The sequence below is a fragment of the Nitrososphaerota archaeon genome (assembly GCA_016872055.1).
Lineage (GTDB): Archaea > Thermoproteota > Nitrososphaeria > Nitrososphaerales > Nitrosopumilaceae > Nitrosotenuis.
The window spans coordinates 300,419-327,180 of record VHBH01000001.1; the positions used below are offsets into that span (position 1 = coordinate 300,419).

Annotated in this window: 24 protein-coding genes and 2 tRNA genes; 8 read left to right on the top strand and 18 right to left on the bottom strand. The window is 41.4% G+C overall.

Annotated features, from left to right (window positions below; all coding sequences use genetic code 11):
• Positions 1-3: 3 nt before the first annotated feature.
• The 4 genes from FJ354_01740 to FJ354_01755 all read right to left on the bottom strand — a co-directional run bounded on the left by FJ354_01740 (position 4) and on the right by FJ354_01755 (position 7,753).
• Positions 4-5,259, bottom strand: a complete 5,256-nt coding sequence (locus FJ354_01740) for an HYR domain-containing protein (GenBank protein ID MBM3905392.1) — start codon at positions 5,257-5,259, stop codon at positions 4-6.
• A 75-nt stretch (positions 5,260-5,334) separates the two neighbouring features.
• Complete coding sequence (locus FJ354_01745) at positions 5,335-6,111, bottom strand: ABC transporter (GenBank protein MBM3905393.1); 777 nt, start codon at positions 6,109-6,111, stop codon at positions 5,335-5,337.
• Positions 6,108-7,115: an ATP-binding cassette domain-containing protein gene (locus FJ354_01750; protein ID MBM3905394.1), complete on the bottom strand. Its 1,008-nt coding sequence runs from the start codon at positions 7,113-7,115 to the stop codon at positions 6,108-6,110. Before FJ354_01750 ends, FJ354_01745 begins: the two co-directional genes overlap by 4 nt.
• A 188-nt stretch (positions 7,116-7,303) precedes the next feature.
• Positions 7,304-7,753 carry a hypothetical protein gene (locus FJ354_01755; GenBank protein MBM3905395.1) on the bottom strand — a complete coding sequence of 150 codons (450 nt, stop codon included), beginning with the start codon at positions 7,751-7,753 and terminating at the stop codon, positions 7,304-7,306.
• A gap of 88 nt (positions 7,754-7,841) precedes the next feature.
• Here FJ354_01755 and FJ354_01760 point away from each other — a divergent pair, with 88 nt between their 5' ends.
• Positions 7,842-8,153 carry a DUF385 domain-containing protein gene (locus FJ354_01760; protein ID MBM3905396.1) on the top strand — a complete coding sequence of 104 codons (312 nt, stop codon included), beginning with the start codon at positions 7,842-7,844 and terminating at the stop codon, positions 8,151-8,153.
• A 150-nt stretch (positions 8,154-8,303) separates the two neighbouring features.
• Here the strand turns inward: FJ354_01760 and FJ354_01765 are convergent, their stop codons facing one another.
• Positions 8,304-8,948 (bottom strand): hypothetical protein, encoded by a 645-nt coding sequence (locus FJ354_01765; protein MBM3905397.1) that lies wholly within the window; start codon positions 8,946-8,948, stop codon positions 8,304-8,306.
• A gap of 73 nt (positions 8,949-9,021) precedes the next feature.
• Here FJ354_01765 and FJ354_01770 point away from each other — a divergent pair, with 73 nt between their 5' ends.
• Positions 9,022-9,516 carry a hypothetical protein gene (locus FJ354_01770; GenBank protein ID MBM3905398.1) on the top strand — a complete coding sequence of 165 codons (495 nt, stop codon included), beginning with the start codon at positions 9,022-9,024 and terminating at the stop codon, positions 9,514-9,516.
• Here FJ354_01770 and FJ354_01775 read toward each other — a convergent pair.
• From FJ354_01775 to FJ354_01785, 3 genes are all read right to left on the bottom strand, one after another.
• The gene (locus tag FJ354_01775) at positions 9,489-10,151 is read right to left on the bottom strand and encodes a hypothetical protein (protein MBM3905399.1); all 663 of its coding nucleotides are present in this window, start codon (positions 10,149-10,151) and stop codon (positions 9,489-9,491) included. The genes FJ354_01770 and FJ354_01775 overlap by 28 nt on opposite strands.
• Before the next feature lie 13 nt (positions 10,152-10,164).
• Positions 10,165-11,649: a peptidase gene (locus FJ354_01780; GenBank protein MBM3905400.1), complete on the bottom strand. Its 1,485-nt coding sequence runs from the start codon at positions 11,647-11,649 to the stop codon at positions 10,165-10,167.
• A 501-nt stretch (positions 11,650-12,150) separates the two neighbouring features.
• Positions 12,151-13,065, bottom strand: coding sequence for a hypothetical protein (locus FJ354_01785; protein MBM3905401.1), 915 nt, complete (start codon positions 13,063-13,065; stop codon positions 12,151-12,153).
• Positions 13,066-13,133: 68 nt separating this feature from the next.
• Here FJ354_01785 and FJ354_01790 point away from each other — a divergent pair.
• A tRNA-Glu gene (locus FJ354_01790) sits at positions 13,134-13,209 on the top strand.
• A gap of 1 nt (position 13,210) precedes the next feature.
• Here FJ354_01790 and FJ354_01795 read toward each other — a convergent pair.
• Positions 13,211-13,648: a GNAT family N-acetyltransferase gene (locus FJ354_01795; protein MBM3905402.1), complete on the bottom strand. Its 438-nt coding sequence runs from the start codon at positions 13,646-13,648 to the stop codon at positions 13,211-13,213.
• A gap of 66 nt (positions 13,649-13,714) precedes the next feature.
• Here FJ354_01795 and FJ354_01800 point away from each other — a divergent pair, with 66 nt between their 5' ends.
• Positions 13,715-14,374, top strand: coding sequence for a DNA repair helicase (locus FJ354_01800; protein ID MBM3905403.1), 660 nt, complete (start codon positions 13,715-13,717; stop codon positions 14,372-14,374).
• Here FJ354_01800 and endA read toward each other — a convergent pair.
• A complete protein-coding gene (gene endA, locus FJ354_01805) occupies positions 14,367-14,942 on the bottom strand; it encodes a tRNA-intron lyase (GenBank protein MBM3905404.1) in 576 nt (191 codons plus the stop codon). The two genes, FJ354_01800 and endA, sit on opposite strands and share 8 nt — an antisense overlap.
• 99 nt (positions 14,943-15,041) lie before the next feature.
• Here endA and FJ354_01810 point away from each other — a divergent pair, with 99 nt between their 5' ends.
• A complete protein-coding gene (locus FJ354_01810) occupies positions 15,042-15,542 on the top strand; it encodes a 50S ribosomal protein L16 (protein MBM3905405.1) in 501 nt (166 codons plus the stop codon).
• On the opposite strand, the gene FJ354_01815 is transcribed toward FJ354_01810, so the two are convergent.
• Positions 15,539-15,802, bottom strand: a complete 264-nt coding sequence (locus tag FJ354_01815; GenBank protein MBM3905406.1) for a hypothetical protein — start codon at positions 15,800-15,802, stop codon at positions 15,539-15,541. The two genes, FJ354_01810 and FJ354_01815, sit on opposite strands and share 4 nt — an antisense overlap.
• Before the next feature lie 75 nt (positions 15,803-15,877).
• Between FJ354_01815 and FJ354_01820 the strand changes: the two genes are divergently transcribed.
• The 3 genes from FJ354_01820 (at position 15,878) to FJ354_01830 (ending at position 17,607) form a co-directional block, all read left to right on the top strand.
• A tRNA-Gly gene (locus FJ354_01820) sits at positions 15,878-15,951 on the top strand.
• Between the two features lie 90 nt (positions 15,952-16,041).
• Positions 16,042-16,905 (top strand): cation diffusion facilitator family transporter, encoded by an 864-nt coding sequence (locus tag FJ354_01825; protein ID MBM3905407.1) that lies wholly within the window; start codon positions 16,042-16,044, stop codon positions 16,903-16,905.
• A gap of 96 nt (positions 16,906-17,001) precedes the next feature.
• Positions 17,002-17,607 carry a hypothetical protein gene (locus tag FJ354_01830; GenBank protein ID MBM3905408.1) on the top strand — a complete coding sequence of 202 codons (606 nt, stop codon included), beginning with the start codon at positions 17,002-17,004 and terminating at the stop codon, positions 17,605-17,607.
• 4 nt (positions 17,608-17,611) lie between these two features.
• On the opposite strand, the gene FJ354_01835 is transcribed toward FJ354_01830, so the two are convergent.
• From FJ354_01835 to FJ354_01865, 7 genes are all read right to left on the bottom strand, one after another.
• On the bottom strand, positions 17,612-18,037 hold the full coding sequence (locus FJ354_01835; protein MBM3905409.1) for a hypothetical protein: 426 nt from the start codon (positions 18,035-18,037) through the stop codon (positions 17,612-17,614).
• Position 18,038: 1 nt separating this feature from the next.
• Positions 18,039-19,322: a cation:proton antiporter gene (locus FJ354_01840; protein MBM3905410.1), complete on the bottom strand. Its 1,284-nt coding sequence runs from the start codon at positions 19,320-19,322 to the stop codon at positions 18,039-18,041.
• Between the two features lie 38 nt (positions 19,323-19,360).
• The gene (locus FJ354_01845) at positions 19,361-20,965 is read right to left on the bottom strand and encodes a hypothetical protein (protein MBM3905411.1); all 1,605 of its coding nucleotides are present in this window, start codon (positions 20,963-20,965) and stop codon (positions 19,361-19,363) included.
• A complete protein-coding gene (locus tag FJ354_01850; GenBank protein ID MBM3905412.1) occupies positions 20,962-21,486 on the bottom strand; it encodes a hypothetical protein in 525 nt (174 codons plus the stop codon). The genes FJ354_01845 and FJ354_01850 overlap by 4 nt, the downstream gene beginning before the upstream one ends.
• Positions 21,487-21,671: 185 nt before the next feature.
• Complete coding sequence (locus FJ354_01855) at positions 21,672-23,027, bottom strand: chemotaxis protein (GenBank protein ID MBM3905413.1); 1,356 nt, start codon at positions 23,025-23,027, stop codon at positions 21,672-21,674.
• Positions 23,028-23,732: 705 nt separating this feature from the next.
• Positions 23,733-25,748 carry a glycosyltransferase gene (locus tag FJ354_01860; protein MBM3905414.1) on the bottom strand — a complete coding sequence of 672 codons (2,016 nt, stop codon included), beginning with the start codon at positions 25,746-25,748 and terminating at the stop codon, positions 23,733-23,735.
• A 32-nt stretch (positions 25,749-25,780) separates the two neighbouring features.
• Positions 25,781-26,743, bottom strand: a complete 963-nt coding sequence (locus FJ354_01865) for a ferredoxin (GenBank protein ID MBM3905415.1) — start codon at positions 26,741-26,743, stop codon at positions 25,781-25,783.
• Positions 26,744-26,762: the final 19 nt, after the last annotated feature.

The window sequence follows — 26,762 nt, forward strand, 5'->3', positions numbered from 1 at the left end:
GACTTATTCACATTTTATGAGAATGTCATCGTCATTTTCCGATACTATACAAGAGTCTGAATCATCACCGCCATCAATTATATCAACACCAGTCAATCCAATTAGGAAATCCTCGCCAGACTGTCCCTTGAGTATATCTGCGCCGTCTCCGCCATTGATGTAGTCGTTTCCTTCGTTTCCATATATGATGTCATCACCGTCACCTGCCAAAATACAGTCGTTTCCTTTACCTGCAGTTATGATATCGTCTCCTCCAAGGCTGATTATTAGGTCAGCTCGATTTGTCCCTACTAGAATATCGTCGTCTTCTGTACCGATTATGACATTGTATGACGATTCTGGTTTGCCGCATGCTTCCACATTTACTGTCTGGGTTTTGCTCATCGAGTTGCCGAACATGTCCTGTACTGTCCAAGTTACTATTGTCTGTCCAAGTGGAAATGTTTCTGGGGCATCGTTAGTTATGTTTGGCGTATCATCCGTAAGATCAGTCGCGGTTGCAACACCCACGGATACTGGTGTCTTGAGCGATGTTGCATCAATCACTATATTATCAGGAATGGCCAGTGTTGGTGTTGAAGTATCTACCACAGTTACCTTTTGTGTTATGGTGGATGTATTTCCTGCCTCGTCTGTTGCAGTCCAGGTTACAATGGTATCGCCTAGCGCAAATACAGACGGTGCATCGTTTTCGATGTGAACGTCGCTTACTGTGTCTTGTGCAATTGGTAATGATAATGAAATTATGTTTTGCGTTGCAGATGTAGCCTCTACTATCAAGCCTTCAGGTTGTGTTATTTTTGGTGTAGTAGTGTCTACTAGAGTGATTTTCTGGGTTGCAGACGCTATGTTTCCTGACAGGTCAGTTGTAGTCCAGGTTACAATGGTCTCGCCCAATTGGAACACAGATGGTGCATCGTTTGTTATTGTGGATATTTCCACTAGATCTGCTGCATCTGCTTCTCCAAGAGATACAGTGTTTTCTCTAAATGATGTTGCCTCCACGGTAACGTCTTCTGGTGGCGTAATTATTGGCGATGTCGTATCTTGTATGGTGATTCGTTGTGTTGCAGTGGCTGAGTTGCCCGCCTCGTCTGTTGCAGTCCAGGTAACTGTTGTTTCTCCCAGCGGGAATTGTAATGGAGCGTCATTGGTCAATGATGTAATATCCAAAATATCAAAGACAGTTGGTACTACTAGGGTCACAGAATTGCCATCCTTGCTTGTCGCTTCTACGGTATTATCTGACATTTTAGAAAACTTTGGTGGAACAGTATCAACTATGGTAATCTTTTGAGATACCGACTCTGAGTTGCCCGTGCTGTCCTTGGCAGTCCAGGTTACAATTGTATCCCCTACTGGGAAGAATTCAGGTGCATTGTTAGTAATGGATTCAATTCCGACGTTATCCGATACTGATGGCGTCTCTAGGGTTACTCTGTTTTCCAGTTTCGATGTTGCCTCTTGGGTGATATCAGACGGTGCAGAAATTGTCGGTTTTGTGGTGTCTTCTATTGTTATTTTTTGAGTGGCAGTGCTTGTGTTTCCAGCAGAGTCGGTTGCAGTCCAGGTTACAATGGTCTCGCCCAATTGGAATGACTCTGGTGCATCGTTTTCAACTGATACCAGTGCAACTTTATCTTCTGCTTTTGCTTCTCCCAATTCTACAACATTATCAGATGACGAGGTTGCCTCTTGGGTGATATCTGCTGGCGATGTGATAATTGGATTTGTATTATCAGATATTGTGATTTTTTGAGTGGCGGTAGCCGAGTTGCCCGATGAATCGCTTACTACCCAGGTGACTAGGGTTTCACCCAGTGAGAATGATTTTGGTGCATCGTTTGATATCGTAACCTCACTTACCGTGTCAGATGCTATTGGTTCGCCAAGAGATACCGCATTATCAGTCGGCGATGTTGCCTCAAAGGATACATCTGATGGTATTGTGATAATTGGCGATGTCGTGTCTTGTACAGTTATAGTCTGACTTACAGTAGCCGAGTTTCCAGCCTCATCTGTTGCAGTCCAGGTGACAGTGGTTACTCCTAGCATGAAATAATCTGGTGCATCGTTAGTTACTGATACCACCTCAACTAGATCATTTGTCTTGATATTTCCAAAGTCAACTGCGTTCTTGTTCTCGTTTGTTGCTTCTACCGTGATATCAAATACGCGGATTTCTGGTTTGGTGGTGTCCACAATACCTACTTTTTGCTCCACAGTAGATATCAGACCGGATGAATCTGTTGCAGTCCAGGTTACAATTGTATCCCCTACTGGGAAGAATTCAGGTGCATTGTTAGTAATGGATTCAATTCCGACGTTATCCGATACTGATGGCGTCTCTAGGGTTACTCTGTTTTCCAGTTTCGATGTTGCCTCTTGGGTGATATCAGACGGTGCAGAAATTGTCGGTTTTGTGGTGTCTTCTATTGTTATTTTTTGAGTGGCAGTGCTTGTGTTTCCAGCAGAGTCGGTTGCAGTCCAGGTTACAATGGTCTCGCCCAATTGGAATGACTCTGGTGCATCGCTAGTTATGTTAACTTCGCTTATTGTATCAGATGCAGTTGGTAATTGAAATGATACCACATTATCTGAAGCAGATGTTGCCTCTTGGGTGATATCAGACGGTGCCATAATGCTTGGTGCGGTGGTATCGATAATGGTGACTTTTTGATTTGCAGTCGAGATATTTCCTGATGAATCTGTTGCAGTCCAGGTTACAATGGTCTCGCCCAATTGGAATGACTCCGGTGCATCGCTAGTAACGGATTCGACCTTGATTACATCGCTTACTTTGGCATCCCCAATCGATACTTGTGTTCCCTCCTTTCCTGTTGCCTCTTGTATTACATCAGCTGGAACATAGATTACTGGCGCTGTTGTGTCTACTACAGAGACTAGTTGTGTGGAGGTTTTTGTGTTGCCCGAAGTATCAGTTGCAGTCCAAGTTATACTGGTGTCTCCTAGTGAGAATGATTCTGGCGCATCGCTAGTAACAGATGCTACTTCGACTAGATCAGTCGTCTTTGGAGTTCCAAGTTTCACGATATTTCCGGTTGTGTCTGTTGCCTCAAAGATAATGTTTGGCGGGGCGGAGATTCCAGGAGCGGTAGTATCTATAATGGTGACATTTTGGGTCTTAGATACTGTATTTCCATAATTATCAGTTGCAGTCCAAGCTACTATAGTGGTTCCAAACGGATAATCTGAAGATCCATTGTGACTAATTGATGATACACCTGTTGCGTCAGTTGCTACAGGCTCGCCAAGAGATACAATGTTGCCTGTCTTGCCAGTCGCCTCTTTGGTTACGTCGGCTGGAACAATCAAGGTTGGGGCCAAAGTATCTACTATTGTGATTGTCTGGTTTATGGTAGAATTGTTTCCAGAAACGTCCTTTGCCATCCATGTTACTTTGGTATCACCTATCGGGAAAAAAGTCGGTGCATTGTTAGTTATGGTGACAGCTTGAATATCGGTTGCATTTGGTGGAATCAGAGAAACTATGTTCTGCTTTTCAGATATCGCCTCTATTGTTAGGTCTAAAATCGGTAGAATTGCTGGCTTTGTTGTATCTATTATGGTGACCTTTTGCGTTGCAGAACCTACATTTCCAGCTAAGTCCACTGCGGCCCACGTTACAGTGGTCTCACCCAGTGGAAAAGATTGCGGCGCATCATTTGTAATTGATGATATTTCAGAATTATCGGTGACTGATGGCTGGCCTAATTCCACAGAGTTCTGATCAAGGCTTGTTGCCTCATAAGTTATTGCAGATGGTGTCTTTACCTTTGGCGGTTTAGTGTCAATTATTGTTACGGTCTGTGTTACAATTGCCTCGTTTTTTGCAACATCGATTGCAGTCCAGGTGACTATTGTCTCTCCATATTGATATGTATCTGGTGCATCGTTTTCTATTGATAAGACTCCAACCGAATCATTTACTGTTGGGTTGCCAAGGCTTACAGTGTTTTGAGCACCATTTGCTTCTAGTGTGATATCAGTCAACCCAGAAATTACTGGGGGTGTGGAATCGCCAACGGTAATGGTCTGGGTCGCAATTCCCATGTTTCCGGCATTGTCTATTGCAGTCCAGATTACTGTGGTTATACCAAGCGGGAATTCCTCTGGTGCGTTGCTGTTAAGGGATTTTATGCCAGATATGTCAGTTGCAATCGCTTGGCCTATAGATACTCTGGTCAGGCCACCTGTTGCCTCTACGTAAAGGTCCTTTGGAGGTGTGATTGTGGGTTTTTTGAAATCAGTTCCTAAGGGTTTTGTGGTAGTTGTGGTTGTTTTGGGGGTTGTAGTTGTGCTCTCTGTTGCGGTGTCTTTGGAGCCAAACTTTTGAATTCTGTGATTGCTAGAATCCACTACAAACAAATCGCCATCAGAGTCTACCACAACATCCTTTGGCATCTTAAATTGAGAATTGCCTATTCCTGTCTTGCCAAAGACGGTCACTGACTTTCCATCTTTGTCCAACACTACGATTCTATTATTGATAGAATCTGCAAGGATCAGATTTGATCCCGAATCAATATCAATTCCGTCTGGAGAAATAGCAAGACCACCAACTGAAGAACTATAGCTGGTTAAAAATGCCCCATTAGAGTTGAATTTAAGAATTTTTTTGTTTCCAGCATCAGCGACGAAAACATTCCCGTCTGAATCCAATGCTATTCCAAGCGGTGTTAGAAATCCGCCATCAGATGTTCCACTAAAGCCAATGATGGACATAAATTTTCCAGTAGAATCAAATTTTTGAACCCGCGAGTTGCCCGTATCAACAACAAAAACAAAATTGTCTTTGGACACTGCAATACCATTTGGAAGATTTAGCTTGCCCGGCTCGGTTCCTGTTCCTCCCCACGAGGAGACAAAGTTTCCATTGGTGTTAAATTTTTTTATAACGTTTTGTTCATGGTCTACCACATAGACGTGGCCTCCGCCCACTGCAATTCCTGCAGGTTCTTGAAACTCAGACTTGCCAGTTCCCTTGGAGCCCCATGCATGTAGGAATTCGCCATCGTTGTCAAATTTCTGGACTCGCGCATTTCCAAGATCTGTGACATAGATGTTGCCGGAATCATCTAGTGCGGCATATTGAGGATAGTTAAATGCGCCGGTCTTGACTAGCCCCTGTGTTCCAAAGCTGGATACATGTGGATAATTCACGGCTGCCAGCGCAGGCTGGGATAATACCATAGTAAAAACAAAAAACGCTACTATCGTAGCTATTTTTAGCTGCATTTACGCATTGTTGGCTATTTCGGCAAAAGATCTGCCAAGTTAGGAATAGTTGAAGTTTAGGTCAATTTTTGACACTTAGAACGGTTTGTTGACTTCGCGCGTAAAGACATAGCTTGCAATAACTAACATCGAGACCACAAATGCGCCAATTATGCCCAGGCTCATTACTGCAGACACGCCTTCCGTCACACCAGTCATCATTTCACGCACTAGAAGAACGGTATAGGTAACAGGGTTTAGCCTAGCAACTGTCGCAAGCCAGTCAGGGAGCAATTCCAATGGGAATAAAGCAGGACTTAGCATGAAAAGCGGCATCCCAAGAAAATTTATTATTCCCCAGAACGTCTCTTGCGATTTTGCAGTGGCAGCCACAATTACGGAAATTCCGGAAAATCCTAAAGAAAATAAAATTACAATTGCCATTATTGGAATGATTACCAAGAGGTTTGAAAATGTGACACCAATTAGAATAGCAATTCCAATTATCAATGCCGACTGTATTGCAGAGATCATAGATATCGCAAGCATTTTTCCAAGCGCAATTGATGATCTTGAAGCTGGAGACACCAGCGCCTTGTTCATGAATCCGTACCTTCTGTCCCATAATGTGTTTACACCGCCAAAAACACTGGTAAATATCGCAGTCAGAATTATGACTCCAGGCGCCATGAACTCCAGATAGCTTCCATCAAAACCCACAGACTGGATAAGGGGTTGTGTTCCAGCAAAGGTGTGTCCTATTACAATTATCCAGATTGCGGGTTGGATCAGTCTGATCAAGACTCCGCTTCGGGATTTGCGGTATCTTTTCAGCTCGCGCCAAAACACAGTATAGGTATCATATAGCATCATGCCTTCATCCTCTGCATTTTGCGGTATTCCTTTCTTCTATCATATGATTTCCGAGTGTTGTCGTCGCGCATGTCATGGCCGGTAAAAGAAAGAAACACGTCGTCAAGTGTCGGCTGCTTTATGGACACTGATTTTATTACAATACCAAGACTAGAAGAAAGAGAAAGTATCATTGGGGCAACCTCAGTTCCCTTTGCGGAAAAAACGGTAATGATATCGTCTAGAATCGTGGCGTCGCGCACAAACTCGATTTGTTTTATTTTTGAGACAAGCTCGGCCTTTGCCGGATTTTCCTGTATTGTGAGGGAAATTATGCCTCCACCAAGTGCATTTTTGAGACTTGAAGGAGCACCTATTGTCTGAATTTTGCCGTGGTCTATTATTCCGACTCGCCCGCAAAGCTTGTCGGCTTCCTCCATGTAATGGGTAGTAAGAAAAATAGTCATCTTGTATTCATTGTGGATTTTTTTGATATATTCCCAGATTTTCTGCCTAGTTTGTATGTCAAGGCCCACAGTCGGCTCATCTAGAAATAATACTTTGGGCCTATGCAATAATCCACCTGCAATTTCCAATCTCTTTCGCATTCCGCCAGAATATGTAATGGCCGCGTCGTTTGACTTGTCGTCTAATTCTACTAGATTTAGAAGTTCCTCGATTCTGGAATTTATTTGATCTTTGTGGATGTGGTTTAGCCTTGCCTGTAGTAAGAGATTTTCCCTGCCTGTCAGATATTCATCAATTGTTATGTCTTGCTGTACATAGCCGATCCTTGCACGGACATTTTTTTGCTGAGTTGCAACATTATACCCTGCGACAAATGCCTCTCCCCCTGACGGCTTGAGCAATGTGGTTAGGATCATCATTGTTGTGCTTTTGCCTGCACCGTTTGGCCCCAAAAATCCAAAGATCTCGCCTTCCTCTACACCAATTGATATTCCGTCGATTGCCACCGTTCCGGACTTAAAGATTTTTTTGAGATCCTTGGTTTGTATAGAATACACTGATATGGTTCCCAGATATTGCTATAAAATTCTAGGTTTTTGTATTAAAGCCCGCACAAAAAAAATAACAAATTATTTTATAAAGTAATTATGGGGTTTGTCATGTAAATATTTCCTCAAATGTTGAGATAGCACTACAAAATGGCATGCCGGTTTGCGCTGCATGCAAGTCAAGAATAAAATAAAAATTAGTGTAGGTTCTTGAACTGTTCTTTTGTCAGCTTCAGGATTACTTTATTTCCAACACCCCAAATGTCAGACTTGGTAACGATTCTTGTGTGAATCAGGCCGTCAGATACTTCGATGGAGTGTAGTTCATTTGTCTGCGGGTCCTTTACCAATCGCTTTATCTTGCCCAGCTTGTGGCCGTCAATGTCTGTTACATGGGAGTTGGTCCTGACTGGCGACCTTGAGAGTAAAAGAGTCTCCTCTGTGAAATGGTCAATGTATTCTGCTGGCAAATAGTAATCCTTGTGGAACCCTTGATGTATTGTGACTCCAGATACTGCTAGGGTCTTGGAGTTGATGTGGATGTGCTTTACTTCGCCGTACTTGATTCCCTCTCGGTCAACTACGCGCTTGCCTGTGAATGTGTCTGCGGTGCAGTTGTTTTGTGGTATTTCTTCTAGTGCTGCCATGCTGTACGATTTTGAAAATAGTTTATCCAAGCCAAAAATCACAATTTTCAATCAATCGGATTAAATTACTTGACTTTGGGCACGCCTCATGCAAAAGGGCGCATTTAGAGCCACGTTGACAACAAAGGGCAGAAAGACAGGCAAATCCCATTCTGTTCAGCTGCGCGCAGTATGGCATGATAATATGGTGTTTTTTTCTCGCAGAAACGAAAATGCGGACTGGCTAAAAAATGCCCTTGTAAACAATTCAGTATCAGTAGAGTTCGACGGAAAGTCTCATTGCGGGACGGCATCGCTGGTAACGGATGAATTTCTTGCCAGAAAAATCTCAGAATTGAAATACCCTGGCGAGGCGCGGGCCCAAGAAGTACGTACAGTCTTGCAAATCAAACTAGGCTGAATCAGACCTTCATATTTACAAAACAAGAACAAGCCAGTGAAAGTCATGGTTATTACTCATTGCAATATGTTTAGTTTTTGTAAAATTCAGGCTAAAATAATCTAATCATGTTTTTATCAAGCAAAATTCTGGCAATCAGATTCAAAGATACTAAATAATGTGAATTATAGTAGAGACTCCGCGCTTATCAGTCTCGTAGCCGTTTTCCATTTCTGCAACAGTTATAGTAAATGATATCAGATCTCGTTGCTGTGCCGCAGTCGCATCTAGATATAGATGCACATCCATCAGGTCAAATTCTTCCTGAGGAATTCTCATCTCGTCTATGAAGACCTTAGCAGTCGACTCGACTCGGGTTTGCTGGCCCTTGTAGTGCTCGATGATCTTGGTCTTTCTTCCGGTTCTGCCTGCCGCCTTGACATTGACGTCTATTATTCCGGGCTTTGAGCTAGTATATCCTGACTGTTTGTTTACAAATACTCCCAGCTGGAATGGCTGGCCTGCTGTAGATTCTGCCATTTTTTGTATTCCGTCATTCATTGCAACATCTACTCCCTTGATTGTCTGGGAAACCTTGGCAATCCACTCGTTGCTTTTTTGGATGACTGCGGCTATTCTCTCCCTTCTTTTTTTGTCCTCTTCAGCCTCTAGCTGGTACCTATCAACCCAGGCCAAATAGTCCTTGGAAATGTCCTCGATGAACTGAATACATGTTACCTTGTAGTCATCGACAGAATTTGCCCGCTCTGATGCCTCATCAACTCGCATTCCATCATAATCAGCAGGCATTGCCATATTACCAGAGTGATTCCAGTCTGTAAAAAACCAATCTTGAAAAAATATAACCCAAATTATGCTGGAAGAATCGTTGAGTTTTACTAGTATTACAACACATCTGCAGGTGCAGTTAAAATCAAATCTGCCCCAGATTATGATGCTATTGCGGAACAATCCCGCAATGGCATACACAAAAATAACAGAGATAGGTCTAGATGTAGGCAAAAAATACAACATCCAGTTATTGGTAAATTTCCCACAGGAAAACAAGATTAACGAATTTGACTTTTACGGCAAGCGCGACCTATCCATTATAGTAGACAGACAGAAAAGAAACTTTGCAATTTCACGCGAGAAAATCAAGGACGTTGCTGCCAAGATTTTCGGCCCTGCTAAGATAGATGACGCTTACATGTATGAGGGAAAGGAAGGCGTTCGCGTGACATTTGATGGCGGTAGAATAGACATTTTGCCACATTCTCTGCACATTTGGTGTTTCTTTGATAATAGGGTAAACGAGTTTTGCAATTGGTTGCTAGAGCATGTCTATGATAGAGCTCATGGTTCTAGCGCTACCAGCTCATAAGAATAGTCCAGTGCGCCGTCTATTGTATAGTATTGCGCTTTTGTAGGGAGTGGAAAATTATCTGCAATCCATAGCTTGTTTTCAATGTCGCTTATTCTGTATGACACCACAAATGTTTTGAGTGTGCCAAACTCAAACTCGGAGTCCACATATTCTTTCACCTTTAGTTTTGGAGTAAATTTGCCGATATATGTTGTGCCCCATTCGGCTCCAACTATTAGATATTTGGGGCCAGTCAGAGTGTCCCTGACTGAAAAGACTGAACTGTCTAGTGCCTGAATGTATGGTTTCATCTCATCGTTTACTCCAATAAAGACAAAGGCCTCACCAATTTGCAGCTCTTGCTCTATGTGTTGGCCTGTTTTTTTGTCATCTATTGTGAGGTGGATTTTTTCAGTGTCGCCTGTTTTTTCCAAAAAAGCAATCTTTGCCAAAAATTCCTTATCCTGATAATTTACCAAATATTGCAGGACTGGTTGCTCTTCTACTCCTTTTCCAACATGCCACTGGCTTGCAAATCTAGGAATGATATTCTGCTCGGTTCCCGGAACCCCAGTCAGAAGAGGAAATGAAAGTCCAATTGCGGCAGCTCCCAGCATTATTCCTAATGGTATGAAGAGTGCTTTGCGAACCAATTGTTTGGATTTTCTAGGACTTTAATTTGATGATTCCGTTTGTTATTAGATACTGCAGGCCGTTGACAAAGTCCTTGTTGGTTGTTTGCCCCTCTGCCCATAACTTGGCTGCGTCCTTTACCCAGGATGGTATGGTGTCGCTTTTTACTCCAGTAGATGTGCTGGTTGGAATCTTTATTATTTTTTGATTAATCAAATATTGAATGCCAGAGACAAAGTCCTTGTCTGTGATGCTACCGTCTGACCAGAACTTGGCATTTGTCTTTATCCAAGACGGAATTACTATTTCTCCAGGTTTTGGTGTTGTGGTTGGCGGTGGAGTTGTTGCTCCGGTGCCCGACTGAACATTTACATCAAATATGACATACCCCCCCTTTAGCGGGTCTGGTGCAACTTCTGGGCCTGTGCCTTTGACATATATCGCATAGGTAGTTTTGCCAGATTCTTTGATGTCAATTGTTGTTCGAACTTGGCCTCCGGTTGTAAAGAGTGCATCGCGATTTGCCTCTTTAGCAATTGATCTTACAATTTCTGTGCCAGATGCTCCTGCCTTTACCACCAAAACGTCATAGTGAACCTCGTTTTCAAATTCCTCTTGGTTTACCTTACGTTTGAAATCAATAATCATGTCCATTGGGCATCCTTGCTTGGGGTTCTTTGGAGAATATTTCACGCTAATTATCATGGTGTTAGTGTTTGTGTTTTTAGTAACATATGCAAAGTCTTCAGTGATGGTAGGACAGTCTGCTCCTACAGCGACTGCGCCAGTATCCACTATTTTCTCAAATGGATTCTTGGTGACATCTCGCTGAAAATTCAATAATTCAAATCTGTACTCTTGTGGTGGGACTCCTTGTGAAACATGCGCGTATGTGTCAGCTTTTACTGGGAACGGGAAATTGTCCACAACCCAGACATTGTTAACTTTGCCGCCCGTCTTCCATGTAACTCGAATCGTATCAAATACGCCTGCCGGAACTGGAATATTTTCTTCTGCCGCGGGGATAATCTGCTCTCCACCAATGTTTCCAATTTTGCCCCATGACGGCATTGAGAATTTCTTTGGACCCTTGCCGGTCAGATCACCTGTGTCTGCTGTCGCATATGCGGAAAGCCAAGAGAGTGACGACTTGAAAGCAGCTGCGTGTGGAATTAGGTTTTTAGTACTTCCTATCGGCTCAGCGGCAATTTTACCTAGGTTGATCGTTCCCTTGTGGACTTTGCCGCCATCATAAACTACGACTTGGAGCTTCCACTGGTCTTCGCTACCGACTTGTTGACTACCCTCCACCCAAAAGTCAATCTTGAATGGTGTGCAGTCCTTGTAGTAAACATGACATAGGTTGTAGCTGAACTGATCTCCTTTTTTGAGGCCTTCGCCAATATACCAAGAGCCTTCCTTGTTTACTCCTCCCGCTTGGATCTGGGCACTGGCCCCCTGTGATAATCCGGATGCTAAAAGTGATATGGAAAGTAATGCCACTAAAAACGTCTTCAACTATACATATAGTTGATTTTGGTTAGTTAAATGTTGTTTATCTAAGCTAAGCAAATATAGAGGCAATTTGGTTTTCCAAATAGAAATGTGCGAATGTACCAAAGTTCACATGTTTGATATTGAATACAAACTGGTTGGAATGGTCGTGGTTCCAACCTGTAAAAACTGTGGCAACGCATTAAACGAGACCCAGCTTGAGAAATTCCAAAAAGAACTTGTAAAATCATGGGGCCTTGATCCTGAAGACGAAAAACTAATCTAGATACAAAAAATAAAAACAAAAAGTAGGTTAAGTTTAACTTAACCTTGATACCGCTTCTTTGCAAACAGAAGCCTTGCAATGACAGTCTGCACTACACAGACAGTGACCTTGCATTTCACAATCGCATTGAAATTCTGGATCGCCTGTTTGTGTTTCGCATCCGCAAGCTTGATCTACCATAAAATAGTAACCGTTTGGAGTGTTTTAAAGGTTGTTAGATTGAAATAAAAGAATAACCTTTATGCAAAGTTTTGCAGACGTAAAAGTTCATTTGCTATTTTGTGCAATAGTATGGCTTGCTGCTCTAGTTTGATTATGTCGTACTCCAAGTCCATCGCGGTTTTTAGAACATGTATTAGTTCTGGCTTTTTATGAATGGAATCACGTATTGTTACAATATTGTTTTTGTTTATGTAACCCAGATAAAAGTAGCAATCAGACAATAGCGAGTTTGCTGTAAGAAATTCGTATTTTTTCTGTATTATGGTACCGTGTGAAGAATTCTCAGTCATGTCTGAGAAACCGATTGTGGATTTTACCATTCGCTCTAAAAGTGAATGTGTTGCTCTTTCCAGTCCAAGAACTTCTGTTATGTTAGAAAAGTATTGATTTTTGTTGTTTTTCTCAAATTTGCGGATAAATTCGAGCATGTGTGTCGGACTGCGCTGCTTTGAGTTTAGTAGGACTAGTCCATCACAAATTAGATAGGCTGCACATTTTGTCCAGATTGCTGCAAACTCATCATTGATATTTTGCTTTGCACGGATTGCAAAAAATGCCGCATCAACTAATGTTTTTTTTGCCACGGAATTACGAATCTTTTCCTGCTTTTCTTTTGTTTTTGATAATAATGTTCGAAGCTCCCAGGACGGATCGGAGAGAATCTGCATGGATTCATATTTTTGCAAAACATCTGGATCTGTCTCGTTTATTTTACCATGATGGATTTGCACTAAGATTCCATCTATGATTTTTGTATCAATTCCTGATTTGTCATCAAACACCGTAATGTCATATTCGCAGCAATCGAGTGTTGTTCCATGTGTTTTGCATCCGCCAAGGCCTACCATATTATTCGATAAGGAAAGTTTACCTACTAGATCCTGGACCTGCAATAACAAAAATTGATTTTTAATTTTCTTAAATGTAGTAATGATTATTTTTTAACCAATCAATCGAATAGCATTCCTTTAAATTGCTAGAATCCACGGCTTTTTTTGAAGCTCCTGTGGTGTAGTCCGGTTAAGCATACTGCCCTCTCAAGGCAGTGATCCCGGGTTCAAATCCCGGCGGGAGCACTCACTTTTCCAAATCAAGCTTGAATGTTTTGGCATACTGAACAAAATCCAAATTAGAATAGAACTCATGTGATTCCCTTCTCGCATGTCCAGATTCTAGCCTAATTCTAAAGCAGTTTTGCTTTTTCGCCAATAATATAGCATGATTAATGAGGGCTTTACCGATTCCCATTTTTTGATGAGTGTTAGATACGACCAGTTCTGGAATGTACATTTCTGAACTAGTTCGGTTTAGTCGTGGCGTCAGAATCATGCTAATTACACCAGCTACTTCAGAGTCGACTTGCGCCACTACGAGTTGTTTTTTCTTGATATATTGCAAAACTTGTTTTTCAAACATTGTTTTTTGGGATTTGGTTCTAGGTTTTGGTCTACCAAGCTCGTACAATAACAACAAGATAGAATCAATGTCGTTTTTTGTTGCAGCTCGAACTATCATTCTATAATATTATACACTAAGAGTGATAAATTTTGCATTTAAATAACATCAATTCCCAAAAAAATTATGGCACTCAAAGACATCCCACTAAAACTACAGTATAGAACAGACATAGACAACCTAGTAACAGAATTTTTCATCCCATGCCTTTCAAATTCCGTAGAATATGATAGAGCAGTTCAATATATCACCCTAAAGAGCATCTCAACTTTGTCTTTGGGCCTGCAAAACTTTACAGATCATGACGGAAAGATACGAATCATCACTGGTCATCGTTATTCCACTACAGACTTGGATATTTTGGGTAAAATTTTCAACAAAAAAAATGAAACGTTCTCGCCTGGCGAAATTCGAGGTAATAAGCTGGACATTTTACAGAAGCTAGTACAAAAAAACAAAATCCAGATCAAAATAGCAATCCCAAGATCAGAACATGTTGATGGCTCTTTTTCTGAGAGAATTGGGATATTTCGAGACGAGCAAGGCGAAATTGTGACATATACTGGTACATCCAATGAGACATTTAACACGGAAAATCGAAATTTCGAATCCGTCGATGTTTATACTTCATGGAATGATAGGCCAAGAGTAGATATCAAAATAGGCGACTTTGAGCGACTGTGGAATAACGAGACAAAATACGTCCAAGTATACGACTTTACAGACGCATACAAGAACAATCTTGTAAAATACGACTCACAGTGGGTAATAGATACACTTAGCTAAACACAAAACCAGACGAATCGATATTTTTTGTGTTTTCCATAAACCTCACATTGGATATTTTATAATAGATTACTTCGCCTCTTCGTTCAATTACGGCAAGTATTGGTTCTTTTCCCATCTTTGTGATTTCATCAATATTTTTTTGTAGCGTTCCCATTTTTTCCTGCTTGCCTTCGGCTAGGCCAAACACCAAATATTTTGCGCCCTTTTCCCCGAACTGCCCTCGCTCATACACACGAAAGTCAGCCCCAAACCCAAATCCGTCTTTGATTGCATAGCCACGTACCCGCAAATCGCGGTAAATTAGAAATTTAGTCAGCGCATTTTCGTCCTTTTCTGAGGCGATGGATAGCATCTGCTCAAAGTCTATTTTCTTTTTACCCTTCGACAAATCAAGTTTTTTGTAGAACAGAAAATATAGTGTCTCAAACGGTTTTAGCAGGAATTTTCCCTGTCTTGTCTCTCCATATCCCTTGGATTCCAGTTGGTTTTGCATCTCTTTGCTTTGGATTATTGTGTGATCGTCAAACAAAACTCCTACAATGTTTGGCTCTGTATCAGAACTCATTTGCAAAAAATCCCACAAAATTCCATATAAGCGTGATCAGAGGCGCAAAAGCCGCTTCACCCTTAAAATATGGGAACTTTGGGGTTTTATTGAGTCATAATGCACGGTGGATGTTACAGATTAGGAAACGGACAACCTTATTCTCGCAAAGAGTTCATCAAGGGCAAACCCCAGCCAAAAATCGCAAAATTCCAAGGCGGAAAGCGAGGCGAATATGACTTTATCGTGATGTTATGCTCAAACGAGAAAATGCAGATTCGCCACATGGCAATAGAATCCGCAAGACTTGCGGCAAACAAGACCCTAGAGCAGACGACCGGGGAAACAGGCTACTTTTCGGTTTTGAGAATTTACCCGCACATCCTACTTCGAGAAAACAAAATGATTGCAACTGCAGGGGCAGACAGACTTCAGGAAGGAATGAGACGAGCATTTGGCAAAGCAGTAAGCCTTGCAGCTCGAGTGCGAGGCGGACAGTGTATTATGGAAATGCATGTCAAAAAGGACCATGTTGAGGCAGCAAAAAAAGCACTAGTCGGTGCCTGTGTAAAGCTTCCAATCACGCCAACAATCAAAGTCATGCCAGCAAAGAAAAATTAGAGTTTTTGTAAAATTTCGTTTTTCCTACTAGATAGGATTTTTAAAAATTCCGCAAATTCTTGCGGTGTTGGATCGCGCTCAAGTATTCTTCTGCTCTGATAATAAAACGAGTTGTACAGTCTACCAATTATTATTCCATATTTGAAATCGGTGTCAGTTTTTTCTGCATCGATGGATTTTGCAATATTATTGATTTCAGAAGTGTTGCTTAACGCATCAGTAATTTTTTGGTTGATTTTTTGCTCCAGTCTTTTGTCCATGCTACAATATGGTCCAAGTTGAATTAAAGGTTAAACAATTGATTTTAATAGACTCTGTTTAGTCTATTCGATCATGCGGCTGTAGTATAGCCTGGCCAGTACGCGGGATTGCCAATTCTGTGACCCGGGTTCAAATCCCGGCAGCCGCATTTGAAATTTCAACAACAACTAAAACACTTTATAAAAAATTACAATACCACAACTAAAAATATACGTTAATTCAAGTCCAAATGTAATAATTGAATAAATTAGCAGTATTTGCAGAGGCTCGCCGTGCGGCGTGGCTTTCGGTTTGGACATTATTTGGAATTGGTGTAGCCGAAGTATCCATATCAGCATACACAGGTAGCCTCACACTGCTTGCAGACGGGCTTGATTCCATGGCAGACGCTTTGGTGTCGTTTATTGTGTGGTTTGGAATTAGAATGCTTCACAAGCCAAGAAACAAATTGTTTCATTTTGGATACGCCAAAATAGAGAGCTTCGCCGCATTCATTGCAGCCATAATAATCGTAATACTTGGAATCTTTATCGTCTATCAAGCCTACGAACACATACTACATCCATCAAAGGCAATAAATCCAGAAATCACAATGATCACGCTATTAGCTGCCGGAAGCATTTCTCTACATCGAGCATTTGTGGTCAGAAAAATCGCAAAAAAGCACAACCTTATTTCGTTAAATCTTGATGCAAAAAACTCTATCAAAGATGGATCCGCGTCATTTGTAGGATTTGGAAGTGTTCTTGCGGGGTATTTTGGAGTTCCGTACATGGACGCCATCGGAGGCATCATAATTGCAGGTTACATTTTCTTCATGGCGTATACTGCAATCAAGGAATCTACATTGGTGTTATTGGATGCGGTAAAAAACCCGGAGCTCCAAGAGACAATAACAAAGTTTGTGGAAACGGAATTCAATGTAGAAGTAGAAGACGTGCTAGTAAGGCCACTTGGACACGCCTTGTCAATACAGGTACACATATTCTTGGATAGAAGTATGACTTTAGACAAGGTAAATGACATTGTCAACAAAATGCAGGATGCAGTAGGCAAGAAATTTGAGGCAGAAGAGACCCTCATAATCCCAGATCCAAGGTAGTACATTTGTAAATTATCAAATCAGAGAAGATCAGTAGAAAAAATTAGTGATAGAATCTAGGCATTGATTTATTATCAATAAGAACAAATTTTGATTATGAAGTCGCATCTTGGCATTTTCGGCATGACGATTCTTGCAATTGGTATTTTTGCCTCACCGTTACTGGTTAGCGCACAAACACATGAGCAAATAGTATCAACTGACATGGGCACGCTCAAGGTTGGCGTTTCCACAGAGCCCGCATCACCAAAATCCGGCGAAACATCAAAGATGAAGATCGACTTTCTAAACCCACAAAGTGGCAACATACAGGAGCATATCGACTATACAGTTCTAGTTACAAATGGCGGAAATGCTGTCTTTGGGCCAATTCCACTTACACATACATCTCTTGGGTCTGCCACAATCCCAATCCAGTTCAAAGACGGTGAGAATAAAGTCGTAATCGAGGTACAGGGAATTTTGTTTAGACCAATTCCAACAGAGAAGGCCTCATTTTCAATCACATTGGGCGATAAATCAGCTGCGCCAAAAGAAGCACCGAAGATAGCGGAAAAGCATTTACAAAAACAAGTAGACAAGTCAAAATCAGCAGAAACAAAAGACAAAAAATCAGACAAAAAAGAAACCAAGAAAGATCTAAAAAAAGACAAGAAAAAAGATACAAAAAAGAAGATCGTAGAAAAGCCAGTTAAGAGGTAGAAATCTAGATCTTTACCTGCAGGCCCTTTTTGATTATATCTAGCGCATTTGCTATTTTTTCAGGCCTTGGAAGCTGGATCATAAACACGTTATCTTTTCCTACTTGGGAATGAGGTGATGATAAAGCAAGCATTGATGTGGTTGACAGAGACTCAAAAAAGTCGAGTGACTCGTTTGCATATAGTAATATTTTCTCATCAATTCCGCCTTCGGAAAAGGTAAGTGCAATCTCCACAAAGACATTACCTAGTCCGTTTTGCAAAATGTTAAGGTTTGTATCAACTGATAGTGGCTTGCCGGCAACTTTAACCATTATTTCATCAAATCTTTTTTCTTCTAAAATCACGCATGGAACATTGGCGCCATTATAGTTAAACGATGTAATGCCTACGTGTACTTTGTCCATCAGTTCTTTCATTCCATCATCCATGCTATTCCTCCACATTCTTTGAAACAATTTTGTCGCTTGCCCTAATTAAAAATGGTGAGATAAATGCCGAAATTATAGATATGATTCCTATCAGTGGGAATAAGAAACTACTAACTGCGCCGATGTCTACGCCCGTCTTTACTATGACAATAGAGAATTCCCCACGCGGGCCTGCAAGTGCAAATGCAAAACGCAGTGATTTTGCCTTGCCTTGCCTAAACAGGTATGTTCCTAGTATTGCTCCTCCAAACTTTACTCCAATTGCCAGTGCAATAATTCCAAATGCCAAGAAGATGTAGTTTTCCAATTCTGAAATATTCATGAGTGCGCCGACAGAGACGAAAAATATAGCAACAAACATGCCCTTAATCGGACTGGATAAAATTTTGGAAACTTCGGAGGATTTTGATTCTGCGACGAGAACTCCTGCCAGAAATGCACCAATTGCGACAGACAGACCAACTATATTTGCAAATAATGCATAGCCAAAACACAAACCAAGAACAGATAACAACAGAATCTCTTTGTGCTCGGTAGCTGCCACCCGATCAATTAGTTTTGGAATTAGTTTTGTTCCAATGGTCAATGTCCCACCAATCAGTGCACCTGCAACTAAAATCACAGTTATGATGCTTTCATATGATACGCTTCCCACCAGTGCAACAGATTCTAGTGTTGCTATCAGAATTACAGCAATAATGTCTTCGACAATTAAAACACCCAAAACTAGAATTGATGATTCCTTTTTTATTTTACCAGCATCTTCTAGAATTTTTACAATTACTGTAGTACTGGTAATAGATAGTGCTGCACCCAAAAAGAGCGAGTCCATAAAATTCAGACCAACCATGTTTGCTACATAAAACACAATTCCCAGTGTCAAAAATAATCCAATTGTTCCTGCACCAATTGCGACTTTGCCAATTGAGCGGATTTTAGAATAAGGAAACTCTATTCCAATTACAAACAAAAGCAAAATCACTCCAAGTTCGGCAAAAATATTTAGCAGTCCGAGATCAGACAACAGCCCCGTCTGTTCAAATCCCATAGAGTTTTGGCCCCCAGGCAAAAGCCAGGTCCAAATTGGAGAAAGCGGGCCTATTAGCATTCCTGCAAACAAGTAGCCAATTATCAAAGGTTGTCGCATTTTGAAAAACGCCAAGGTTGTAACTGATGCCAAAATCATGATTATTGCCAAATCCGTCACAAATGAAGAATGTGGAATTTCTGGCGTGACCTGATCTATAATGGATTGGATACCAGATTCAAGAAAATAATTTTGCATAACTATATTAAAATTGAATTATTAAAATGATTTCTGTTTTATATTACCGAGATTGTTTTTGCCAGGATTTTGACTTTTTCGGACTCCGGCTCGTCAAGTTTGCGCTCTGCGTACTTGTTACTAAAGTATAACAAGTCAATCACCTTGGATTTGTCCACATTCACTATTGTAGCCAGATTTGACTGTTGGATGCTGGTATTTGTTATGATTACTAATTTATCCACAAATGCAGATGATTTCACCACATTAGAGATTATCTCAAAGTTTTTTGCGTGATTGTCGTCCATGACTACGGCAATTCCTATTTTTGTGCCAAATGGATCTGAATACACCACATCAAAAGACGGATTTTGTTTTGCTGATTTAGAAACATTACCAATTTCATGCGCATAGTTTACCAGATTTTCTATTGCCTGCTTTACTTGGTCTTGGGTAGCACCTGAAGTTCTCTTTATCTTGATAAATTCAGATATTGGTACTTCCATAATGCTTCCCTTGATTTTTAGTCCTGGATATGTGTGCTTGATGGTTTCATCAATTACTGTCTCTGTTATTTCAGAAGTGTCTAATTCGTATGCTTGCTCTATTGCATGGTTTAGTATGTTTATGATAGAGCGGACGTTTCGGAATTCTGGGAATTCATCACATAAAACTCGAATCTTTGCTGCCAAGTCGTGCTGTTCTTTTTTATTGAATCGCTCTGTCTTGTCAGCTTCCTTGATGTATTCAATTGCTATCTCGATTAGCTCGTCTACTGAATTTGCGCCGGCGAGATCAATTTTGTAGTTTGCCTTTTCCAGCCTGTCAAAGACTGAAGGATTCACTTTTTGTATGTCTAGATATAGTGATGGCGTGGTAATCAAAAGTAAAACAGATGCCGGAATGTGCGCATTTATGAGCGATTTTACAAATTCTAGTGTACCTTCTTGTGCGTCAAGCTCGTCTAGCTCAAAGAGAGTTACTTTGCCCAACAAATTATGGAAAAATTTGCATGTTGCAGCCAGTCGGCCGTGAAGATCGTCCAGATTCGTTACCCTGTCAAATGAATTGGAAATTATATTCTGTATCACAGCTGATTCGTGCTGTGAATAGTGAGCGCCAAGATAGCTGCGCAGAGTCTCTTGGGATATAGTATTTTTGTCATAGATGATTTCTTCTGCCTTTTGTTTTATGGTGACTCCCTTTAGCCTGTCCAGAAATCCATAACCAAGTGTCCTTTTTGCAAGCGTGTCTCCTTTTTGTGCTCGCTCGCAGATCTGAATTACAAGCTTTGCTCGCAGCTCTGAGAACATTTCACGGCTAAATCCACGCATTATTGCGGAATAAATGCTCTCGCTGGTCTTTGGCGATATTGTGGATAAGTCAACATATGCAGTGACGATATCCCTTCTTGTCTTAAGCGTCTTGATATGCAATGCAAGATGAGTCTTGCCAGAGCCCACATCTTGCACTACCGTGATTAATCTAAAGTCATTTTCATTGGAATTTCTTCGTGATGTTTGCTTGTAAAGATCAGAGATACATTCTACAATCGAGTTTTTTGCCTCTTGATGTCTTGTTCCACCTAAAATCTTGGCATCCTGCTCAGTTGGTGTCGGGCTGCTAGGATATGGATTGGACTTAAGGCCGTATGGATATGTCATAGTCGTCTGATGTATCCATGTAGCATTCCACGCACATGGATTCCCTCCATACCACCTGTCGATATCTCATATTTTGACGGGTTTTGCTCTATTATTGTAGATACCTCAGAGTAGAATTTTTCCTGAGTAATGCCTAGGATTTGGCAAACTTTGGCCCGCACGTCTGCGAGTGGAACCCATCCCAAGGATGACGAGATTTCTGATATGCGTTTATCAAAATGAATCTTGAAGTCAGTAGTATTTTCTGATTTAACAGGAATTTGTGATATTTTCGTCTCTAAATTGTGGACGAGTCTTGCCAGAATCTTGAATTTTGGGTCGTTTTGTGACACATGAGACAGGTAATTATCCTTACTCCACACATAGTGTGCAACGCCCTTGCTGTCCACTATTACTTTGTCCTCTTTTGCAAGCTCGTTTATTGTATTTTCACAGTCTGCCCCAAAAATCTTCTTTAGTTCCGCTTTTTTTATTCCGCAGACTCCTGATGATTCAACTTTCTCAAGAATCTGGGAATTCACATGTTAGAATCCCTAAAATTTTTTTTAATTGGAAAGGTCGAGTTGTATTACTATTTTGTGAATAATATTTACCTAGGCTGCGCCAAGAATTATTAGGAATGATGCCGCAACCTCGCTTGCAGGGTGATGATTAGGTCATCTGAATTTTATGTAGAATGAGACCTGGGGTATCTGACTGCTCTAAATCAACTTATTCCAAGCTCTTTTCGTATTTCGTCCACGCCACGTATCCCAAAAATGTCGCGCACTTGGTTGATACGGATGTTTTCCTTTACAAGTTCTTTACCAAGCTTGGTTATTAGAACATTAAACAAATCAGAGAATCTAATCTCCCACTTGTCGGCACAGTCAAGCATTTTGGATATTGCCCACTTACGAACCTCTTGCGGCAGCGAGACTTTATCCTGTGACTCGATTGCCACCTTGTCAAATAGATTGACAATGTCTGATGTTTGCTCTGCCATTTTCTCGATGTCTATTATTTCGCCATATTTTGATTCTGACAAAATTCGAATGTTTGACTGGAACTCGGATAGCTTCAATAGTGCAATTACCTCCTTTGATGAAGTAGACGAGGACTTGGTCGCGGCACTTTTGACGTGCTGCATTTCTTGGACCAGATGGTCTGCCTTTTTGTGGAACTCGGATGATGCATTATCTGCTCTTTTTAACAGCTCGGATATTGAAGAGACTTTTTGATCAATGGTGTTTGTCTTGCCAAGGATGTGTTCCTTAAACGATGCAAGATCAGACTGGACTGATTTTACTCCTTCGCCTACAAACGCAGTTGAGTCTGCCCTTTTGACTAGAGAGCCAATCTCTGATTCAATTTTGGCAATTTCCCCGCTAAGGCGAGTGATGGATTCAGTCTTTGCCATGTTTGTCACAAGCTCGTTTTGCAGTGATGTCAGACTTGCCTTTAGTTGAGTAACCTCGGATTCTAGGCTGGATTTTGACGAGTTTGTAAACAACGTGAGTAGTTTTTCTTTGATTGTATCCAGTTCTGATTCAATGTTGGATGTCTTGTCTGCCTTGGATGATATGTCGACTAGATCATCTTTTATGGTGTCTATTCTCTGGGCAATCTTGATTATCATGTGAGTGTTGTTTTGAATCGAGTTTTGGCTGTCTGATACTGCCCTCATTATTTCCTCTGGCGCAGGTGTGTCCTTTTGGGCCTGGACTAGTTTGTTTACCTGTTCTTGAAGTTTGCTTGCATGCTCGCCAACACTTGTAATCGTGCTTGCCTGTGCTCGCACCTGATTAAGCCCAGCGTAGAGCCGTTGGTTGTCCTCTTCTATGAGGTTTAGCTGCTTTGATTGTTTTTGGATCTGCTCCAGCGTATCGATCAGGGTATCGATCATTCCCTTCATCGACAGGAGTACCTTTTGGTTATCAGAGAAGACCTTTGCCATTGATTTGATTTCTTTGGATAATGATTTAGTAGAATCAGAGACTGCCGTTACTTTTTTTGCCAAATTAGCAGTATCTCTTTTTGTTAGCGATTTTTCTGCAGTTTTTGGAGTTTTTCTCGTAGACATTGATTTTATCAGGTCTCAAGGATACTAAAGTTTGGAGCTAAAATAAGGTGAACCACTTGAACATCCATTTTTGCGCCAACCAGATCTGCTGTTTCAAAAATATAAAAAAGAGTAGTTACTCGTTGACCAATTCTGGGCCATGGAGTATCTCATGGAGTGTTTTTTCGGTCAGTCCAGTCATGGATTCGACGAACTGTTTTGTACAATATTCGCATGTAATCATATCGTACGGTACTAGTACCGTACTAATAATACTGTGGTTATGTCATAATTACTCATGCCTAATTTGCACAAAATCATGAACAGGTCAGGTAAAATTATGCCACCAATTGTAGTCGAAGACATTAAGGTCTAAAACGAGGTAAACCGAGGCAAGATGTTAAGAGTGCTAGCTGAAGTCGCTTGACGAGATAGTATGTCATGTCAAAAATATCTCAGACAAGATCAAACACCTATCAAAATAGCACAGCAGGAGGTAACCAAAGTAAACGAAATGTTTGCAAAAGTTATAGAAATCTCTGAAGTTGTAGAACAAAACACATCGGCTACAGATGAAACATCTGCTACAGTAGAACAATAAACTGTACATATCAAAGTCGCAGCTGCGGCAAACCAAATATCGGTTTTAGCAGAACAGTTTCAAGGTTTGATTTCTAAATTCAAGCTACGCTCTGTTCAGCAGAAAGAGATCCCGTCAGTACAGGCCTAGACGTCTTCTGACATATCGTAGGCCTTGAGTTGGTCTTTCTTTCTTTTGAGTACCGCAAAGATTCCAAGAATTGCAGCAATCCAAATTGAGCTAAACACAATGTTTGAAAAACTAGCATACATGTACGGGGTTGCATCCATGATGTTTAGTCGCATTTGTACTGCTCTTAGGTGTAGATCAGACATAGTAGTGCTGTATTCAACTGAGCTCTTTGGTTGGTTTTGTATTGCCTCTACTGATTCTATTAGGGAATCAACGTCTTCCTGGATTCGTCCAAAGTCAGTAGTGTCTGTCGGGAAGATCCAGACGGGGTTGCCTTCCTTTGGAAGTTGCGCCTTTATTGCGTTGAGATCCTGCAGCATTTGCTGTGGATCTCCTCCTGTTGCAATTCTGTCCAGGTTACCGCGTGACAAGTCCAGTGGATATACATCGGTTTGGTATCCCTGGTACGCCATGTATGCACCAAAGGCGATTATTGCAAACATGCCGACTAGTGCAATCTGGTAGTAATTGTCTGCCATTTTTTCTGCTTTTAATCTTGGCCTCTCAGATTTATTTCTTTTAAATCTGGAATGCGACAGGCTCTGATATGCTACATACGCAATGCCAATTGTTGGGATTGCAATTATTGGCGCAAAGATTGGGTTTTTGGAAAATATTGCGATCAGTATTCCCATTATTCCATATACTGTAAAAAATATCTCAAGTAGTGTTGTCTTGGTAAACGGTAAATTGTACGCCTTGTCGCGCCAGTCATCAGTGTTCTTTATGATACCATATTTTGGCGTGCGCAAAAACTCGTTCTTTTTGCCAAACAGCCCGTCAAAGACCGCCACAGTGTTATTCACGGACAAGCCCGCAGAATAGATGAGCAGGAATGGCATGACCTTTGCCTTTTGCTTCCAGTTTTGGCCCCACAAATTATAAATCACGACCAGGTATGCAAACGGCCCCATCGCAAGATATGCCGCAATAGTTAACACCGGGACGAATTTGAGCGCATGAAGGTTAAAGTTTGCGGCCAAAAGTATTGGTAATGCCAAAAATTGTATCAATAACAACGGATATCCAATGTGGCGGGTAAGCTGGACAAACGCTTGGACCTTTGCCTCTATTGGAATGTGTCGCTTTATGACAATATCACCAAGCAGTTTTACAGCACACTGGATTGCGCCCTTTGCCCACCTGAATTGCTGCCTTTTCGCAGCGTTCATCTGCACTGGCAGCTCCGCATCAACTACAATGTCTTCGATAAATATGCACTTCCATCCCTTCATCTGCGCCCTATAGCTTAGATCAAGGTCTTCTACCAGTGTGGCAGTGTGCCATCCCCCAGCATCCTCAATGCAGTCTCTCTTCCAGATTCCCGCAGTTCCATTGAAATTCATGTACATTGAAGAGTTACTCTTTGCCTTTTGTTCTACTAGAAAATGAAAGTCAAGGCTTAGCGCCTGTGCCTGGGTTATTGCAGAATAGTTCTCATTTACATGCCCCCACCTGCACTGGACTAATCCAATGTTGGGTTTGGCAAAGTACGGCATTGCCTTATTTAGGAACCATTCCGGCGGGATAAAGTCCGCATCAAAGATTGCGACGTATTCCGTGTCGGTAAGCGTCATTGCGTATTTGAGTGCCCCTGCCTTGTACCCCTTTCTTGTACCTCGTCGTATATGGACAATATCATAGCCATCCCTTTTGTAGTTGTTTATTTGGTCATACAAAAGATTTGTAGTTTCATCGTCAGAATCATCAAGGACCATTATCTTCATTTTGTTCTTCGGATAGTCCATTGCGCAGACTGCATCAACTAGTCTTGCTGCTACATATTTTTCGTTGTATAGCGGTAGTTGTATAGTAATTGACGGCGTACCGATTTTTTTTGTCTGGTACTTGTCCTTTCTTCGTATTGCCAAAATCGCAAGATAGTAAAAGTTGAACGTGTATGCAGTCAGTAAAATTGCCGAAATAATGAAAATATCAAAAACTAACACGGTAAACGGGTTTACTGCCATTAAAAGTCACCCAATGGCATGGTATTTACAACTTAGGATTTTTTTTGGAAGATTTTGATTGCTTGTGGTGGACATACTCCCTCACATGCTAGGCAAAAGATACAGTCTGGCTCGCGTGCCATCAATGGTTTTTTTTCTGATGCCGGGTTGCCAGGCGTGTCAAACCACTCGTACACTGCTACTGGGCATGCGTCAATGCATGCACCGTCTGCTATACAGATATCATAGTCAACTGAGACAAATTCGCCCCAAACTCCCATGACTCCGTTGTCTGTTCCCTGTCGTCCCCATGTCTTGATGACATTTTTGTTTGCAGAAACCGTGAATGGTGAGCTTGCAGGCATGTGGGATTTGTATTCAACGTCGATTGGTCCTGGTTTTGCGCCGTCACGTGCCTCTACTACTTGTGCAGCTGCCGCTACTGGATTTCCTTCCGGAATTTCGGCCTTTGGTTTTGGTTTTGCATTTGGAACTATTTTTGCAAGTGGTGTCAGTACTTCTAGTCGTTTTGTTGCCGCTTCTTGGTCCAGCTTTTCTAATTTCATGAGGCTTTCAATCATTTTATCTGCTAGGATTGTGTTTCGAAGAATTGTGTCAATTATCATTTTTGCATAATAGTCCGCCTTTTTGCGATAGTCCTTTACCCATTGTGGGTCACCGAACTTTTCAATTGGGAAAATTTGGTAAATAATATCAACTACTTCTCCAGAGACGATCTCTACTGTAATGGAGAGGTTCACCTTTTGGTATCCCTTGGCGTCTGGGTCTGGCACGTTTTCTTCGCTCCAGGTATAACTGGCAAAGACTCTGTCTGCAAAGGTGTCCATGGCAAAGGTCTTCTTTAGGCCGTCAGTAATGGACTTCATTTCTGCAGGATCCTCTAGCTTAATTGGCAAGCGATACAGACCAAGCTTGTATCCGTGTAATGGATAGACTCCTCTTTTTGCCGTTGGAGACTCCATTGTGTAAACCCGATCTTTTAGTAAAAGTGACATGATGACATTGACTCCAGAT

Coding starts and splice junctions, on each gene's coding strand:
- FJ354_01860 (MBM3905414.1), bottom strand. CDS start 25,748: ATGGCAGTAAACCCGTTTACCGTGTTAGTTTTTGATATTTTCATTATT.
- FJ354_01765 (MBM3905397.1), bottom strand. CDS start 8,948: ATGGCAATGCCTGCTGATTATGATGGAATGCGAGTTGATGAGGCATCA.
- FJ354_01835 (MBM3905409.1), bottom strand. CDS start 18,037: ATGGATGATGGAATGAAAGAACTGATGGACAAAGTACACGTAGGCATT.
- FJ354_01845 (MBM3905411.1), bottom strand. CDS start 20,965: ATGACATATCCATACGGCCTTAAGTCCAATCCATATCCTAGCAGCCCG.
- FJ354_01760 (MBM3905396.1), top strand. CDS start 7,842: ATGCAAAAGGGCGCATTTAGAGCCACGTTGACAACAAAGGGCAGAAAG.
- FJ354_01795 (MBM3905402.1), bottom strand. CDS start 13,648: ATGATAGTTCGAGCTGCAACAAAAAACGACATTGATTCTATCTTGTTG.
- FJ354_01840 (MBM3905410.1), bottom strand. CDS start 19,322: ATGCAAAATTATTTTCTTGAATCTGGTATCCAATCCATTATAGATCAG.
- FJ354_01745 (MBM3905393.1), bottom strand. CDS start 6,111: ATGATGCTATATGATACCTATACTGTGTTTTGGCGCGAGCTGAAAAGA.
- FJ354_01755 (MBM3905395.1), bottom strand. CDS start 7,753: ATGGCAGCACTAGAAGAAATACCACAAAACAACTGCACCGCAGACACA.
- FJ354_01810 (MBM3905405.1), top strand. CDS start 15,042: ATGCACGGTGGATGTTACAGATTAGGAAACGGACAACCTTATTCTCGC.
- FJ354_01830 (MBM3905408.1), top strand. CDS start 17,002: ATGAAGTCGCATCTTGGCATTTTCGGCATGACGATTCTTGCAATTGGT.
- FJ354_01800 (MBM3905403.1), top strand. CDS start 13,715: ATGGCACTCAAAGACATCCCACTAAAACTACAGTATAGAACAGACATA.
- endA (MBM3905404.1), bottom strand. CDS start 14,942: ATGAGTTCTGATACAGAGCCAAACATTGTAGGAGTTTTGTTTGACGAT.
- FJ354_01815 (MBM3905406.1), bottom strand. CDS start 15,802: ATGGACAAAAGACTGGAGCAAAAAATCAACCAAAAAATTACTGATGCG.
- FJ354_01855 (MBM3905413.1), bottom strand. CDS start 23,027: ATGTCTACGAGAAAAACTCCAAAAACTGCAGAAAAATCGCTAACAAAA.
- FJ354_01865 (MBM3905415.1), bottom strand. CDS start 26,743: ATGTCACTTTTACTAAAAGATCGGGTTTACACAATGGAGTCTCCAACG.
- FJ354_01740 (MBM3905392.1), bottom strand. CDS start 5,259: ATGCAGCTAAAAATAGCTACGATAGTAGCGTTTTTTGTTTTTACTATG.